A 15,377-nucleotide genomic window follows, 5' to 3' on the forward strand; every position below is an offset into this window, starting at 1 on the left:
TCTCCTACGACCTCATCGGCACGGCGCTCTTCGATGGCATGGGAAGCTGCCCCGGCCGCGAAAGGGGAATGTCGAACACGATGCGGCAGCGTCCATTGCCCTCGATATCGACACCTGTTCCGTACTCCGCCAGGATGTCTTCCACGATCCCAAGGCCGAGCCCGCTCGAGTCCGGATCGGAGCGTGCCGGCACGCCGCGCTCGGGTCTCTCCCCGCGAGCATGACCGGCGAAGCCTGGTCCGTCGTCCTCGACGCTGATCCGAGCCTTGTCGCCCAGCCTCTCGATTTGGACCGTGACCTGCGTCTTCGCCCACTTGCGGGCATTGTCGAGGAGATTGCCCATAACCTCGCCGAAGTCGTGAGGATCCATGTCGACCGCCAGATCCGCAGGGATATCGGCCTCCCACATCAGCCGCTCTCCTCTGGGCATGTGCTGCATCAGTCTCAAGAGGCGGGCAATGGTCTCGTCCACCTGCGTATAAGCGCCGCAGCCCACGGATGCGCCGCTGGTGCGGGCGCGCGCCACCTCGCGCTCGACATGCGTGTAGATCAGCTGCAGCTGCTCCTGCATGCATCCCGCGACATCCTGCAGGCCCGCCTGTTCAAGCCGCCTCACCTCCCCGCGAAGAATCGTCAACGGGGTCTTCAGCCCATGGGCCAATGCGCCGGCGCGATCACGAGCCTTGCGGACAAGATCCTCCTGCCGGTCGAGCAGCCTGTTGATGCTCTCGGCGAGCGGCTCCACCTCTACGGGGAAGCGTTGCATCATGCGCCGGATCTGGCCGGTCTGAACGGCACTCAATTCTTGCCCTACGGCCCGCAAGGGGCGCAGGCCCAGCGAGAGCTGGAGCCATGCGAAGAGGACGAGGACGGCCGCTATGGGGATGAGGACCCGTGTGACATCCCACCCGAAGGCCTGACGCAGCTCGACGACCTGGCCATGATCGAGGGCGACGGACAGGCTGACACGGCGCGGCCCCTGGTCGCCGTCCACCGTGACCTCCCGTTCGATCACGTAAAGCTCCGATCCATCGGGACCGTCGATCTCGAAGGCCTTGTCCCGATCAGTCTCTTCACGCGATCCGGCCAAGGGAAGTTCCTTGTCCCAGAGCGAACGCGACCGCATGATCGGGCGCCCGCCCTCGGAAACCTGCCAATAGGCCCCGCCATACGGCTGGTGATAGCGCGGGTCCGTCAACTTCTGGCCTATCCCGGCCTCTCCTTCCGTGCCGAAGGCCGTCGCAAGCTCCGTCCAATGGATGTTGAGATCCTGCTCGACATAGCGGAGCACCTGTCGTTCGAAGAACACGACGAGGGAGGCGCCAGCCACCGCAATCGTCACAAGGATGGATGTCACGGCGACGACCAGCAGCCGCAGACGAATGGAATTGCAGATCATGGCACAGGCGTCTCCATGATGTAGCCGTGGCCGCGCCGGGTGCCGATCGTGTCCGTTCCGATCTTGCGCCGGAGACGGGCCACGAGGGCCTCGACCGCATTGCTTTCCGGCTCGTCCGAACCATAGACGTGCTCGACGAGTTCGCTCTGGGCGACGACGCGATCCCGGTTGTGAGCCAGGTATCTGAGCAGACGAAACTCGAGGGGCGACAGCTCGATGGCTCTGCCGTTGAGCAGCACCCGCAGTCGCCGTGTATCGATATGCAGGGCCCCGACCTCGATTAGCGGCGTGACATGACGCCCGACCCGCCGCAACAGGGCGGCCAGCCGGGCCAGCAGCTCCTCCATCTCGAAGGGCTTGGTCAGATAATCGTCGGCACCGGCATCGATGCCCTCGACCCTTTGCAGCCAGGAGCCCCGGGCCGTGAGAACGAGGATCGGGACGGTGCTGGCCTCGTCCCGCAGCCGCCGCACCACGGACAAACCGTCGAGCTTCGGCAATCCCAAGTCCAGGATGAGCGCATCGTACTCTTCGGTCGAAGCCCGGAACCAGCCTTCCTCCCCATCGCGGACGACATCCACCACATACCCGGTTCCGGCCAGTGCGTGCTGGATGTCGCGGGCAATGGCCAGCTCATCTTCGACGAGAAGAACTCTCATTAGCGTCTCCGGATCTGGAGGATCTGATTGTTGCGGGCATCGACAACCACCTCCTGATAGCGGCGGTCCCGAGTGAGAACGAGAAATTCGTAACGCCACTGGCCGCTCCAGGATTGCCGGAGATCGACCTCCAGGATCTTACCGGGAACGGCCCGCGAGACAGTCGGCAGCACCGCGTTCAGGGCAAGGGCCCAGCCCTGCGAGACGGCCTCCCGGGCATTCTCGGATGAGGTCCTGCCCCAGCCGCGTTGGGTCGGCTCGTCATCGTCCCCGCCACGTCCTCGCCCGCGTCCGCGCCCTCCATCGTCGCCGCCCTTGTCCTGGCCGCGGTCATCCCCACCTCCTCGGCCGCTGCTGTCTCCGCCCCCATGGCCGCCTTCTCCCCCTCCTCCACCGCCGCCATCGCCATCCTTGGCGGCCGCGGTGAAGGGCCAGGAGCTCTCCAGGGCGGTAAAAGCCACGGTGGCCGCGAGGAGGACTATAAGCTGACGTCGGATCATGAAATCTTCCAAAGCGATCCAGCATAGCACGCCGAACCTGATATTTCGCTGACATAGCCCATCAGGTTCACATGCCCGGTTCCGTTCAGATTGCCAGGGCATCGGCGCCGATCTCTCGCGCCGGATGAACGGAGGAATACGATGCTGAAGCCAATGAAGAGCGGACCGAGCGTACTGGTTCTGGGTGCAGTTCTGGCGTCCCTGACGGCTGCAGCCGTTCCGGCGGCTGTCGCAAGTGCCTATTTGTCACCGGCATCGGCTCGTGGCAGCGATGACGGCGGCCGCGGCGGAGATGACAGCGGTGGACGAGGAGGACGCGGGGGCGACGACCACGGCGGCACGCGAAGCGGAGACGACAGCGGCGAGCGCGGAGGACGGGGCGGAGACGATAACGGACGCGGCCGGAACAGCGATGACGGCGGCCCCCGTGGCGGCGATGCCGGGCGCGGACGCGGGCGTGGCGCAGATGATGGTCCGAGCCGAAGCCGCGAGGACAACACGCGCAATCACAGCCGAGCGGATGACGGATCCCGGACAAGAACCCAGGATCAGCACCAGACCCGGACCCGCACGCGTGGGACGGACGATCTCGCCGAGATGCGTCGGGTGCGGGGGCGCGGAGCGGATGACGCAAGCGTTTCGGAGGACAATGGAGGGCGCGTGGATCGCGACAGGCGCTTCGAGCCTGGAGATGACCGCAGGATCAACGGTCGATAAAAGAGACGCTTTGGCGCTTCGCGCAATGTTATCCGCACGAGAGGGATGATCCCTCTCGTGCGGTTGTTATCCCTATCCCTGGAGCTGAGCCCACATGTCGCGGTCGCGTTCGGCGGTCCAGATGACAGGATGGTCGATTCCGGAGGCTTCGTCGAAGGCGCGCGAGACGTTGAACGGGAGGCAATGCTCGTAGATGGCGAAATTTCCGAACTTTGGGTCCATCACCTCGCGCGTGGCGGCAAAGGTTTCCTTTAACGAGCGCCCGCGTGCCACAGACAGCTCGGCCGCGCCATAGAGCGTGTTGACGAAATCGCGGGTCATCGCCACGGCCTCGCGCACCGCCTGGTCACCCTGCAAGGCATCTCCTCGTCCCGGCGCGATGGCCTTGGGCTGGAAGTCGAGAATGGAATCGAGTGTCTGGGGCCATTCGCGCAGATGAGCGTCGCCGCAATAGCAGGCTGAATGGTACTCCACCAGATCCCCGGTGAACATCACCTCGGCATCCGGCACCCAGGCGACGATGTCGCCCGCCGTGTGGCCGGCACCGAGATGGAACAGCTTGACCTCGCGTTTTCCTAAGAACACAGACATGCCGCTTTCGAAAGTGAGCGTCGGCCAGGTCAGGCCCTCCGGGATGCTGCTCTCGCCGCGGAACAGGCGTGGGAAGCGGCCGATCTCAGAGGCCTTGTCCTGCTCGCCGCGCTCGACGATCAGATCGTAAGTGGCATTCGAGGCGATGATGCCCTGCGCCTTATAGGCGGAGGCGCCGAGCACCCGCACGGCGTGGTAGTGGGAGAGAACCACGTACTTGATCGGCTTGTCGGTGATGGTGCGCACGCGGGCAATCACGTCCTCGGCCATGGCGGGCGTGGCCTGGGCGTCGATGACCATGCAGCCGTCATCGCCCACGATGATGCCGGAATTGGGATCGCCCTCGGCCGTGTAGGCATAGAGATCCGGTCCGATCTCGGTGAACGACACTGTCTTGGCGGCCATGTCGCCTGTCGAGGCAAAAGCTTTGGCAGTCATTGTGCTGTTTCTCCCAGCTGATGGCCGGAGCCTGCCAGACTCCTGACGCTGTTATCAGTAAACTTGAGCTTCTCCATGAGCGGTGCTCGCTTTGCGAGCCAAGGCCCATGCTGAACCGGCCAATCCTCAAACCCATGACCATGGCCGAGCGCGTGAGCCGCGTGGTGGGGCCAGTAGGGATCGTAAAGAGCCTGTCGGCCAATGGCAATCAGATCCGCCTTGCCGTCCTGAAGGATCGCTTCCGCCTGGTGACCGTCGAGGATGACGCCGACGGCCTGGGTCCTGACATTCGCGTCGCGGCGAATGCGCTCGGAGAACGGTACCTGAAAGCCAAGTCCACGCGGGACGTTCATGTTGCGCGTTTCATCCGAGAGCCCGCCGGAGGAGCAATCGATCACATCCACGCCGATGGCCTTGAGCTCCCGTGCGAACACGACGGAATCGTCCATGCCCCATCCGCCTTCCGTTCCATCGACGGCCGAGATGCGCACGAAGAGCGGCTTTTCCTCCGGCCATACGGCGCGCACGTCGGCGGCGATTTCGAGGCCGAGCCGCATGCGGTTCTCGCGCGAGCCGCCATACTCGTCCTCGCGGAGATTGGATCCCGGCGAGAGGAAGGATGCGACGAGGTAGCCGTGTCCGAAATGCAGTTCCAGGACATCGAACCCAGCCTGCTCCGCCCGTATGGCGGCATCGACGAACATCCGTCGGGCGCTGGCGATTTCGTCCACGCACATAGCATCGGGAACAGACCATTCCGGTCCGGCCGCGATGGCGCTCGGGCCGACGCGCCGCCATGGCTCGCCGGTCTCATGCAACTGCTCCATCGTGAGCGCCCTGCCGCCCTCCCACAGGGCCTGCGAGCCAGCTTTTCGCCCCGCATGGGCGAGCTGCACTCCGATGGCAGCGCCATTCTCATGGACGAAGTCGACAACTGCCTTGAAAGGAGCGACTTGTTCATCCGTCCACAGACCAACATCCCGCACGCCGATCCGCGCGTGCTGCGCGACGGCCGTGCTCTCGACGAAGATCAACCCTGCTCCACCCAAGGCAAACTTGCCGAGATGGACCAGATGCCATGCACCCGCCAAGCCCCGTTCGGCCGAATGCTGGCACATGGGCGAGATGACGACGCGGTTCTTGAGAGTGAGGCCCCTGATCGTCAAGGGTTCGAAGAGCCGTGGCCGTTGGTACGCAGATTTCATCGCTCACTCTCCAGAACGGTTGATAAGCGCTCTCGCGCCGCGCCTCAGGCAGCCGGACGGTTGGCGGTCGACACAGCGTCGGCCCCGGCGAGATGCCGCCCTGCGATGAAGCCGAAGGTCATGGCCGGCCCGAGCGTGATGCCCCCGCCGGGATAATTGCCGCCCATGATGCTCGCCATGTCGTTGCCGGCGGCATAGAGTCCGGGAATGGCATTTCCGCTCTCATCGATTACCCGCGCGTCGGCGTCGGTGCGCAGGCCCGCAAAGGTGCCGAGATCTCCCGGCACGACTTTCACCGCATAGAATGGACCGTTCTCGATAGGACCGACGCAAGGATTGGGTTTGTGGTCCGGATCGCCGAGATAGCGGTTATACGCCGTGCTGCCGCGCTTGAACTGAGGGTCCTCTCCCCGGCGCGCATCACGGTTATAGGTCGCGACCGTCAGCTCGAACTTAGCGGCATTGATGCCGATCTTCTCCGCCAACTCGCGCAGGGTGCGCCCTTTCACCAGATAACCGTTCTGCAGCGCAGGCGTCAGGGGCACCGGGAATGGCTTCACGAAGCCGAGACCGTAGCGGCGGATCGTCGGATGATCGACGATGAGCCAAGCTGCCTTTTCCGGATCGTCGCCGCAGGCGTTGACCATGGCCTGAACGAAATCGTGGTAGGAATTCGCCTCGTTCGTGAAGCGCTGACCGCCCTTCGTCACGGCAATGACGCCGGGCTTGCCGCGGTCGATGAAATGCGGGAACGGACCTGAAGTGCCGTCACGGCGCGGAACGAGGGATACGGGAACCCAGGCTGCCGCATTGGGAAGGCCGTCGATTGCTTTGCCCCCGACCCGTTCGCCCAGACGAATACCGTCACCCGTGTTGCCGGGAGGGGCGGGAGACCAGTGCTCGGCCCCCGTCGGCGCATGCGGGAACAGTTCTTTTCGGCGCAGCATGTCCTGCGGAAAACCGCCGGCCGCCAACACCACGCCGCGACGGGTGAGAACTTCCGTCATTCCATCCTCGGTCTGGACCAAGGCTCCCTTCACCGCTCCACCTTGAACGATCAGGTCCTTCACGGGCGACGAGGTCCAGATCGGGATGTTCTGGTCCAATGCGGACTTGGCGAGACGCCCGATCAGAGCATTGCCGTTCGTCAGCCGCATTGCACGACCATGAGAGACGAGGTCGCGACCATACTTGGCCAGAAGCACGCCCACATAGGCGGCGGACTTGACGGAGCGTGTTACGTTGAAGAAGTGCAGCAGTTCCTTGCCCGATCCGATCATCATGCCGAGAAAGGTGATCTCCTTCAGCGGAGGCCTCAGGCGGGCGATCTCCTTGCCGAGCTTGCGTCCATCATAAGGCGTTGCCACAACGGAGCGGCCGCCGGACATGCCGCCGGGAGCGTCGGGATGATAATCGGAGAAGGCCGGACCGAGGGTGAAATCCATCTCGGTCTTTTCCTGAAAGAACTCGACCATCTTCGGGCCATTGTCGAGAAAGGCGTCGATGCGTGCGGCATCGAAGTGGTTACCGGCCTCATGCTGGAGATAGGTGCGCGCCGCCTCGCGGGAATCCTTGAATCCTTCACGCTTCGCCAGCGGATTGCAGGGTATCCACATCCAACCGCCTGAGCGGGCGGTCGTCCCGCCGAAGACCGGCTCCTTCTCCGTGATGATCACGTCGAGGCCGTGAAGCTTGGCTGTCAGCGCGGTCGCGAAACCGCCGGCGCCGGACCCAACAACCAGAACATCGCAGGTGACAGTTTTCGTCGGCTTCATGGCGTTCCTCATACCTCGCCCCGCTCTATCGTCCGATGAGCGCTCCTGATTCAGCATTTGCGAATGCGTTTGTTGAATTTGTTTTAGACGAACGCATTCGCTATTTCAAGATGCCTTGAATCTCTTCCAGACGTCCCGGGCTGCCCGTTGTCAGACCACTTCGTGCGTTTCGACGAGGAACGTGGTGATTTCCTCGATGAAGCTGAGCGCGTGGGTCTGCGAGACATGCGCCGCGCGAGAGCGGAATGCCGCTTCGATATCGGCAACGGAGCGGAACCACAGCTCCACCATGCCGTCGATGGGCAGCGCCTCGTAGGCTCCCGCTTGCCCCAGAGCGGCGCTGCGGTCTGTGACGAAATTCTGTGTGTAGCCCATGAGGTTCGGAAAATTCTTCACCGCATCGGCATGGAAGCCCCACCATTCCGCCTTGAACTGTTCGGGCGTCAGGCCTTTCTTACGCGTCAGGATCGACATGCGCTTGACGAGCGGTCCCGCCGCCACCGGCACGACGACGTTCTGCTCGGCTGTGATCAATCCCGTGTCGCCCACGAAGCGCACATGGTCTTGAGCGACCTCCCGATAGGCATCGGACGAGATCGCCCGGCGCATGTCGTCGACGCTGTCGAACCACAGCTCGGAAATTCCATCGATCGACCAGGCGCCCCTGGCATGGTCGATGGCAAGCTGGCTGCTGTCGACGACGTGGTTCTGATGGTAATGCCTCAAGCCCGGCAGACGGGCCGCCAAAGGTCCATGCACGTCCCGCCAATGGCTGCGGAAGTCTTCGATGCTCACACCCGGCTTGCGGGTCAGAAGTCCCATGCGAACGATCATGACGCTCTCCTCAGACGGCGAGGTAGCCACCGTCGACGACGAGCGTCGTGCCCGTCACGTAGCTCGACATGTCGGAGGCGAGGAAGACCGTCGGGCCGATCAGCTCCTCGGGCTCACCGAAGCGGCCGAGCGGAATGCGCGCAAGAAATCGTTCCGCTCGCTCGGGATTGGTACGCGTGGCTTCAGTCATCGGCGTGTTGAGCGTGCCCGGCGCGATCGCGTTCACGCGAACGCCGTCCTTTGCGAGTTCCTGCGCAAGATTCTGCGTCAGCATGCGCACGGCGGCCTTCGAAGTAGAATAGCTGATAGACGTGGATGTCGACACGAAGGAAGCGATCGACGCCATGTTGATGATTGTTCCTTTCGTTGCCCGCAATGCAGCGACGAATGCCAGCGTCACATTGAGCGTGCCGTCGAGATTGACCTGCATCGCGGCATCCCAGGAGCGGCGCACGTCGGGGCTGTCGATCGTGTTGCGCGGGCATATGCCCGCATTGTTGACGAGAACCGAGACTTGTCCGATGGAAGCGTCGACCTCGCGCGCCAGTGCCGTGCAGGCCTCGGCATCGGCAACGTTGAGCGTGTAGGACCAGGCCTCGCCTCCCGCCTGGACGATGCCCTCTGCCGTCTGCCTGGCCGCATCACCATTCAGATCGGTCACGATGACCCGCGCTCCCTCCGCGGCGAGCCCGCGTGCAATGGCGGCGCCGTTTCCTTGGCCGGCACCGGTGACAAGTGCGATACGCCCTTTGAGCAACATCTGTTTCGGCTCCCTGATGGTGATTGGTGCAATGCCCGGGCATGAGCTATCGAGCGCTGATCACAATAATCATATGGCGAACGCGTTCGCAAATGGCGAATAGTCGTAGATCGGCCTATTGGCTTCGAGAAAGGCGACAACGCAGCAGAAGACGCTCCGCACCGCAGAGAGTACAGCACCGAAGGAATTTGGTGAGAATGCGCGGCTAAGCGCGACGGCGACGCTTGGCGACAGGCGCCATGACGATCTCGGCTCCTTCCTCCGAGGAGGCTCCGCCATTCTCATGCGGCGCATAGCCAAGCTGTGCCGAGAGCTTTCGGGTAAAAGCCAGCAGGGCCTTCGCATCGGCGCTCTTGGGGCCGATGTCGAGAACGCCCGTGGGGCCGATCAGCGTGATGGCGAGCTGCATCTGTCCACTGTAATCGAAGACGGGAGCTGCAATGCCGTTGATGCCCGTGACGGGCTTGCTCTCGGTGGTCGCGTAGCCGAGCCGTCTGGCGGTTGCCACTTCGGCTTCCAGCTCCTTGCGCGAGGTCGGCGCGCCGACGCCCTGGATGCGGGCGCCTTTGCGGAGCTCCTCGGCCAATTGCGCCTCGACGATCTTCGGAGGCATGAACGCGGCGAAGACCTTGCCGGTGGCCGTGCCGGTGATCGAGAAGACGGTTCCGGTCCGCACGTTCACATGGACCTGATCGCTGCCTTCCTGGACCTGGACGATGGTGGCGCCGTGGGTTCCCCATACGGCGATGGTCACCATGAGGCCGATCTCTTCGGCGAATTCGACGACCGCATGCGCGGCGAGGCGCAGAGGATCGAAGCTTCGCAGGCGCGCGATGCCGAGCTGCAGGGCGAAGGGGCCGAGCAGATAGCGCCCGCTCGCCGCATCCTGCTCGACGAGCTCCAGCTTGCGGAAGCTGACGAGATAGGCATGCGCCTGGGCCGGTGCGACATCCGCCAGGGTGGCCAATTCGCGCAGCATCAAGGGCTTTCCCGCCTTGACCAGCGCCGCGAGGATCCTGCCCCCGACCTCGACCGATTGTACGCCGCGTCCGTCGATACTCATGGCTCAATCCAATCTTTCCCAAGGCAGCGGCGTCACGCCGTGCCGTGGGATACCCCAAGATAGGCCGCGCGAACCTTCGGATCGTGAAGGAGCTGCTGCCCTGTTCCGGACAATGTCACATTGCCGGTCTCAAGAACATAGGCCCTGTCCGCGATGGCCAGTGCCATATTGGCCATCTGTTCCACAAGAAGGATTGTGATGCCGGACCGGCGCAAAGATACGATGATGTCGAAGATTTCCTGGATGATCTTCGGCGCGAGGCCGAGCGAGGGCTCGTCGAGGAGGAGCAGCCGGGGCTTGCCCATGAGCGCCCGGGCGATGGCGAGCATCTGCTGCTCGCCGCCCGACAGGGTCACGGCCATCTGGTTTCGGCGCTCGCGCAGGCGGGGAAACAGCTTGAACTGCTCCTCGACCTCGGCCTCCAGAGCATCGTTGGACAAGCGCCTGAAATAGGCCCCCAGGGTCAGGTTGTCGTAGACGCTCTGGTCCGGGAAAACCTGCCGCCCCTCGGGAGACAGGGCGATGCCGCGCGCGACCCTGCGATGGGGCGGAAGCCGGGTGACGTCTTCCTGTTCGAACAGGATCTGCCCGGAGCTGACCGGCATCAAACCGGCAATCCCTTTCAACAGAGTGCTCTTTCCGGCGCCGTTGCCGCCGACGATGGCGACGACCTCGCCGGCTTCGACCTCGATGCTGGCCTTGCGGACAGCGCAGATCGGGCCGTAGGCGAGATGAACGTCCTGAATTTTCAGCATTGTCGCTCTCCTGGCCTAGGCCGCCTCGGTTGAGGTGCCGAGATAGGCTTCCATGACCCTCGGGTCGGCCTGGATCTTGGCAGGCGCGCCTTCGGCAATCTTCTGACCGTAGTCGAGAACGATCACGTGGTCCGAGATGGACATGACGAGGTCCATGTGATGCTCGATCAAAAGGATCGTGATCCCCTCGTTGCGGATGCGCACGAGCAATTGCCCCAGCTCCGCCGTCTCCTGCGGGTTCAGGCCCGCGGCCGGCTCGTCGAGCAGGAGAAGGAACGGCTCGGATGCGAGAGCCCGCGCCAGCTCGACCCGGCGCTGGAGGCCGTAAGCCAGGCTTCCGGCCGGTGTCTCGGCATAGCGCGAGAGACCCGTGAAGGCCAGGATCGCATTGACCTTGCGCAGCGCCTGGGCCTCTTCCCGCCACGCCTTGGGCAGGCCCAGGAGCGATGAGGCGAAGCCGTTCCGCATCCGGGAATGCTGGCCCAGCAGCACGTTCTCGCGCACGGACAGATCTTTGAACAGCCTGAGATTCTGGAAGGTCCGGGCGATCCCCTGGTCGCAGATTCCATGCACGGATTGCTGGGTGATCTCGCTTCCCAGGAAGGTCACCTTGCCCTGGTCCGGGCGGATGATCCCGGTGAGCATGTTGATGAAGGTGCTCTTGCCCGCCCCATTGGGGCCGATCAGGGCATGGATATGCCCTTCCGTGAGAGTGACGGAAACATCCCTTGCCGGAACGACGCCGCCGAAAGCCTTGTTGAGCTTGTCGGCCGTCAGAAGGCTTCCCGCACCAGCCTGCAGCACAGCCCTGGTCGGCAGCTTGGGAGCAGCCATGCCTTGCATCGCGCCGGCATCCGCGCTCGCGGCGCGAACCAGTCCGATCTTCTGGAAGAGCGATCCGAAGACGCCCGCCAAACCCTTGGGCATCGCGTAGAGGGCGAAGAGCAGCAGCGCGCCGTTGACGAAATGCTCGATCCAGGACCAGCGCGCCACGAGCGCTCCGATGATCACGAGCGTTACGGATCCGAGCAACGGCCCGTAGAGCGATCCGCTTCCGCCGAACAGCACCAGCAGCAGGATGAAGACCGACAGGTGGAAATTGATGAAGTCGGAATTGATGTACTGGTTCTGCTGCGCCACCAAGGCGCCCGCAAGGCCGCAGGTCACGGCCGCGATCACGAAGGCGAGCACCTTGTAGCGATAGACCGCCACGCCGACCGCTCCGGCGGCCACCTCGTCGGCCTGGAGGGACAGGAACGCACGCCCGAACCGTCCGCGAAGCAGATTGCGGAGCAGAAGATGGGCCACGAGGCACAGGAGCAACCCGAACCAGACCCACTGCACCATCGTGAAAGGCGTGCCGCCGATGTTCAGAGGCTGGATGGAGTAGATGCCCATGGCACCGCCGAACACCTCGGAGCCTTCCGTCACCACCTTCTCGATGACGATGCCGAAGGCCAAAGTCACCATGGCAAGGCTCGGCCCCTTTACCCGCAGGGAGGGCACGGCGATCAGGATGCCGAAGACACCTGAGACGAAGCAGGCGAGCAACAGCGACAGCCAGGGACCGATCTCGTAGCGCGTGGTCAACAAAGCGACCGCATAGGCGCCCGCGGCGAAGAGCCCCGCTTGGCCGAGAGACTTCTGCCCCGCGAATCCGAGCAGCACGTTCATGCCTGCGGCGCACAAGAAATAGACGCAGATCATGAACAGCGTGCGCAGGTAGAACTCGTTCTCGATGAACGAGGCGCCGACCGCGAGAGCCGCAACGAGGACGATGGATCCGATGACGTGGCGCATGCGCGTTAAACCTTGTCGACGGCGGCCCGGCCGAAGAGGCCCGCCGGGCGGAATGCCAGAACGAGGATGATCAGGCCGAAGACGACGATCTCGCGCCATTGCGCCTGCCAGAGTCCGACGCCGGATTCCAGGACGCCCAGGATGAAGCCGCCATAGATGCAGCCGCGCGGGTTGTTCAATCCGCCGATGATGGCGCCGGAGAAGGCCTTGAGGGCAAAACCCATGCCCATGAAAAGCGACGCCGAGGCGATCGGCGCGATCAGCACGCCGGCCACGCCCGCAAGACCGCTCGACAGGGCGAACGCGCCGATCATGACCAGGTTGACATTGATGCCCATGAGGCTCGCGGTCTGCGGCGAATGCGCGACGGCCATCATAGCCTTGCCGATGCGCGTGCGGCGCATAACGAGATCGAGCGCGATCATGATCAGGATGGCGCAGGCGAGCACGAGCAGCTCCTGCGGGCGCACCCCTGCCCCGGCGATGCGCAGCACGTCGTCGCCCAGGGGAGACGGCACCATGACGGGAGCGGGCCCCCAGATGGCGAGGCCGATGCTCTGCAGGATCACGCCGAACCCGATGGTGCTCATCACCCAGTTCATGCCGCCCTTGCCGGCGAAGGGGCGCACCGCGAGGACGAAAATGAGGATGCCCATGACGCCCGCCACGACCCCGGCGCCGACGACGGCCGCCGGATAGCGCCAGGCGGCCGCCGCTTCGCTCGGAACCGCCGTCGCCGTTCCGGCGAGGCCGGACAGGAGGAGGAGCATCGTCACGCCGATGAAGGCGCCGAACGAGATGAACTCGCCCTGGGCGAAGTTGAGCGTCTTCGTGGTCGTGAAGGTGATGCTGAAGCCGAGGGCGATCAGGGCATAGACCCCGCCGACGGCGAGGCCGCTCAGGAGAGTCTGGAGATATACGTCCAGCATGGCGCGTTCCAACGGTGCAAGGTGTCAGGCCGGTCGATCATGGCCGGCGGGCCCGGAGCATCGTCCGGCGAAGCGGACAGGTTCGCGGGCGAAGATGCTGCCGGTCTCGAGAGGCGGTGCCACGCGCGTGGCGCCGCCTCTCATGGTCACCGGATTACTGGGTGAAGTCCGAAGGTTTCAGGGCCTTCACCACATCGTCGCTGTAGGACACGAGCTTGCCGTCCTTCCAGTGCGTCCAGCGATAGTCGGAGGCGGTCAGCGCCTCGTGCTCGGTCGCGGAGAACGGCTTGTTGTAGGTCTTCATGATGCCGTCGACCGGCGCCTGAAGGTTCTCGAGCGCCTCGCGCATCTTCGGTCCTTCGGTGCTGCCCGCCTGCTTGATGGCGGCCGCCGCGATCATCGTCGCGTCGTAGCAATGCGCCGCGAAGCTGAAGGCGCTCTTGGAGGTCAGCTTGGGAGCGAGGCGATCGTAGAGCTGCTGCTGCTTCGGCGTACGGTCCTCCGTGATCGTGCGCATGAAGATCGGCTTCTCGGCGAGGGTCTTGCCGGCCGTGTCGAAGAAGCTCGCATTGTCCGAAGACCATGAGGTCAGCGTCACGGGGAAGTAGTTGATCTTCTCCATGCTGCGCACGAGCTGGCCGATGGGAGTGCCCTGCGCCCAGACGAGAACCGTGTCGACGCCCGCAGCCTTCATCTTGTTGAGCTGCGAGGTCATGTCGGTGTCGTTGACGCCGAACTTCTCGGTCGCAACCGGCTTCAGACCCTTGGCATCGCCGAGTTCCTGAAGATCCTTCAAGCCGCCCTGGCCATAGCCGGTGGTCTCGACGAGGTAACCGACATTCTTGGTGGAAGGATTGTTCTTCGCATAGGCGATGAGACCGGCAACCTGCGCGCGGTCGACCATCGACACGCGGTACATGTAGTTCTCGCCGCCCGCTGCCTTCGTGATGTCCGTCGCCGAGCCGATGCAGCCGATGGACGGATTCTTCTTCTGGTTGGGAATGTGCTTCCAGGCCAGCGCATTGCCGGAATTGGTCGGGCCGAGAACCGTGACGACCTTCTCGTTGTCGATCAGGTCGCTCATGTTCTGGATCGACTTGGGCGGCTGCGAGAGATCGTCGCGAACCACGAGCGTCATCTTGCGGCCGAGAATGCCGCCCGCGGCGTTGATGTCTTCGATCGCGGCCTGGATGCCAAGCACGCCGGCCTGTCCGCTCTGGGCGGACGGCGAAGCCGACAGATCGCCGTTGAAGCCGATCTTGATATCCTGGGCATAGCCGGCGGTCGAGATGGTGAGCGCGGTTCCGAGAAGAGCCGCTTTCAGCGCTGCAGATTTTGGCGTCATGGTGTTCCTTCCCTCAATGGGTGCGTTTCCTGCGGGCGCAACGCCGGTCGCGCGCACCCGCTCAAGGCTTTTTCAGCTCGGCAAGAACCTGCCGGTTGTCGAAAGTCGAACGAAAGGGAGGAGCGGCGCGGAGTTCTTCCCGCGCATGCCGGCCGCGACGGCTCAAGCATCGCCGTTCTCAGCATGAGGACGCTTCTCTCCTACTGCGTTTTCATGGCCGCTCTTGTGTCAGAGCTTGCTGACAGTCGTAGCTCACAGCGAACGCGTTTGCAATAGACGAATAGCCGACTTTAGTCGCGTCACCGCCGGATCGGAGCTGGCTGGCGAGAACCTGCCGCCGTGGTGCGCTGGCTCGTACCAGGCACTTCTGTCTTGACAGCGGTGCGGTTCCGAAGGCGGGGGTGACCGGTACGAGGCCGGTCATAACGCGGCGGGTGTGGTGGTCGCTGTCAAAGAGCCAGCCCCTTTGGGCCCGCAGCTTGCGCTGCGAGCCTGAAGGTCAGTCGAGGGAGGGTGCGGTGCATCGCCCGGCTCGCTGTGAGTGTGAGAGTGGAAGAGCCGGACGGCGCCTCGCACGCGGTTCTTTTCAGGTGGACCAGCTGGGGAG

Annotated in this window: 14 protein-coding genes; all 14 read right to left on the reverse strand. The window is 63.9% G+C overall.

Annotated elements, in window-relative coordinates; translation table 11 throughout:
* Window positions 1-4 precede the first annotated feature (4 nt).
* The gene (locus H0S73_RS22230) at window positions 5-1,399 is read right to left on the reverse strand and encodes a sensor histidine kinase (RefSeq protein WP_181054171.1); all 1,395 of its coding nucleotides are present in this window, start codon (window positions 1,397-1,399) and stop codon (window positions 5-7) included.
* Window positions 1,396-2,058 carry a response regulator transcription factor gene (locus H0S73_RS22235; RefSeq protein WP_181054172.1) on the reverse strand — a complete coding sequence of 221 codons (663 nt, stop codon included), beginning with the start codon at window positions 2,056-2,058 and terminating at the stop codon, window positions 1,396-1,398. Before H0S73_RS22235 ends, H0S73_RS22230 begins: the two co-directional genes overlap by 4 nt.
* The gene (locus H0S73_RS22240) at window positions 2,058-2,558 is read right to left on the reverse strand and encodes a PepSY domain-containing protein (RefSeq protein WP_181054173.1); all 501 of its coding nucleotides are present in this window, start codon (window positions 2,556-2,558) and stop codon (window positions 2,058-2,060) included. The genes H0S73_RS22235 and H0S73_RS22240 overlap by 1 nt, the downstream gene beginning before the upstream one ends.
* A gap of 246 nt (window positions 2,559-2,804) precedes the next feature.
* On the reverse strand, window positions 2,805-3,068 hold the full coding sequence (locus H0S73_RS22245; RefSeq protein WP_181054174.1) for a hypothetical protein: 264 nt from the start codon (window positions 3,066-3,068) through the stop codon (window positions 2,805-2,807).
* A 279-nt stretch (window positions 3,069-3,347) separates the two neighbouring features.
* On the reverse strand, window positions 3,348-4,304 hold the full coding sequence (locus H0S73_RS22250) for an MBL fold metallo-hydrolase (protein ID WP_181054175.1): 957 nt from the start codon (window positions 4,302-4,304) through the stop codon (window positions 3,348-3,350).
* Entirely contained in the window at window positions 4,301-5,509 is a 1,209-nt protein-coding gene (locus H0S73_RS22255) for an NADH:flavin oxidoreductase/NADH oxidase (protein WP_181054176.1), read from the reverse strand. Before H0S73_RS22255 ends, H0S73_RS22250 begins: the two co-directional genes overlap by 4 nt.
* 44 nt (window positions 5,510-5,553) lie before the next feature.
* A complete protein-coding gene (locus tag H0S73_RS22260; protein WP_181054177.1) occupies window positions 5,554-7,284 on the reverse strand; it encodes an FAD-dependent oxidoreductase in 1,731 nt (576 codons plus the stop codon).
* 150 nt (window positions 7,285-7,434) lie between these two features.
* Window positions 7,435-8,118, reverse strand: coding sequence for an EthD domain-containing protein (locus H0S73_RS22265; RefSeq protein ID WP_181054178.1), 684 nt, complete (start codon window positions 8,116-8,118; stop codon window positions 7,435-7,437).
* Window positions 8,119-8,128: 10 nt separating this feature from the next.
* Entirely contained in the window at window positions 8,129-8,878 is a 750-nt protein-coding gene (locus H0S73_RS22270) for an SDR family NAD(P)-dependent oxidoreductase (RefSeq protein ID WP_181054179.1), read from the reverse strand.
* A gap of 205 nt (window positions 8,879-9,083) precedes the next feature.
* On the reverse strand, window positions 9,084-9,941 hold the full coding sequence (locus H0S73_RS22275; protein ID WP_181054180.1) for an IclR family transcriptional regulator: 858 nt from the start codon (window positions 9,939-9,941) through the stop codon (window positions 9,084-9,086).
* Between the two features lie 32 nt (window positions 9,942-9,973).
* Window positions 9,974-10,696 carry an ABC transporter ATP-binding protein gene (locus tag H0S73_RS22280; RefSeq protein ID WP_181054181.1) on the reverse strand — a complete coding sequence of 241 codons (723 nt, stop codon included), beginning with the start codon at window positions 10,694-10,696 and terminating at the stop codon, window positions 9,974-9,976.
* 15 nt (window positions 10,697-10,711) lie between these two features.
* Window positions 10,712-12,496 (reverse strand): branched-chain amino acid ABC transporter ATP-binding protein/permease, encoded by a 1,785-nt coding sequence (locus tag H0S73_RS22285; RefSeq protein ID WP_181054182.1) that lies wholly within the window; start codon window positions 12,494-12,496, stop codon window positions 10,712-10,714.
* 5 nt (window positions 12,497-12,501) lie between these two features.
* On the reverse strand, window positions 12,502-13,425 hold the full coding sequence (locus H0S73_RS22290; RefSeq protein ID WP_181054183.1) for a branched-chain amino acid ABC transporter permease: 924 nt from the start codon (window positions 13,423-13,425) through the stop codon (window positions 12,502-12,504).
* A gap of 154 nt (window positions 13,426-13,579) precedes the next feature.
* Window positions 13,580-14,770: an ABC transporter substrate-binding protein gene (locus H0S73_RS22295; protein ID WP_181054184.1), complete on the reverse strand. Its 1,191-nt coding sequence runs from the start codon at window positions 14,768-14,770 to the stop codon at window positions 13,580-13,582.
* Window positions 14,771-15,377: the final 607 nt, after the last annotated feature.

The sequence above is a fragment of the Microvirga mediterraneensis genome (assembly GCF_013520865.1).
Taxonomy (GTDB): Bacteria; Pseudomonadota; Alphaproteobacteria; order Rhizobiales; family Beijerinckiaceae; genus Microvirga; species Microvirga mediterraneensis.

What these genes read in the sequence shown, in the direction of transcription:
- H0S73_RS22265 (WP_181054178.1), bottom strand. Translation starts at nt 8,118, where the DNA reads ATGATCGTTCGCATGGGACTTCTGACCCGCAAGCCGGGTGTGAGCATC.
- H0S73_RS22285 (WP_181054182.1), bottom strand. Translation starts at nt 12,496, where the DNA reads ATGCGCCACGTCATCGGATCCATCGTCCTCGTTGCGGCTCTCGCGGTC.
- H0S73_RS22230 (WP_181054171.1), bottom strand. Translation starts at nt 1,399, where the DNA reads ATGATCTGCAATTCCATTCGTCTGCGGCTGCTGGTCGTCGCCGTGACA.
- H0S73_RS22275 (WP_181054180.1), bottom strand. Translation starts at nt 9,941, where the DNA reads ATGAGTATCGACGGACGCGGCGTACAATCGGTCGAGGTCGGGGGCAGG.
- H0S73_RS22270 (WP_181054179.1), bottom strand. Translation starts at nt 8,878, where the DNA reads ATGTTGCTCAAAGGGCGTATCGCACTTGTCACCGGTGCCGGCCAAGGA.
- H0S73_RS22240 (WP_181054173.1), bottom strand. Translation starts at nt 2,558, where the DNA reads ATGATCCGACGTCAGCTTATAGTCCTCCTCGCGGCCACCGTGGCTTTT.
- H0S73_RS22290 (WP_181054183.1), bottom strand. Translation starts at nt 13,425, where the DNA reads ATGCTGGACGTATATCTCCAGACTCTCCTGAGCGGCCTCGCCGTCGGC.
- H0S73_RS22255 (WP_181054176.1), bottom strand. Translation starts at nt 5,509, where the DNA reads ATGAAATCTGCGTACCAACGGCCACGGCTCTTCGAACCCTTGACGATC.
- H0S73_RS22295 (WP_181054184.1), bottom strand. Translation starts at nt 14,770, where the DNA reads ATGACGCCAAAATCTGCAGCGCTGAAAGCGGCTCTTCTCGGAACCGCG.
- H0S73_RS22280 (WP_181054181.1), bottom strand. Translation starts at nt 10,696, where the DNA reads ATGCTGAAAATTCAGGACGTTCATCTCGCCTACGGCCCGATCTGCGCT.
- H0S73_RS22250 (WP_181054175.1), bottom strand. Translation starts at nt 4,304, where the DNA reads ATGACTGCCAAAGCTTTTGCCTCGACAGGCGACATGGCCGCCAAGACA.
- H0S73_RS22235 (WP_181054172.1), bottom strand. Translation starts at nt 2,058, where the DNA reads ATGAGAGTTCTTCTCGTCGAAGATGAGCTGGCCATTGCCCGCGACATC.
- H0S73_RS22260 (WP_181054177.1), bottom strand. Translation starts at nt 7,284, where the DNA reads ATGAAGCCGACGAAAACTGTCACCTGCGATGTTCTGGTTGTTGGGTCC.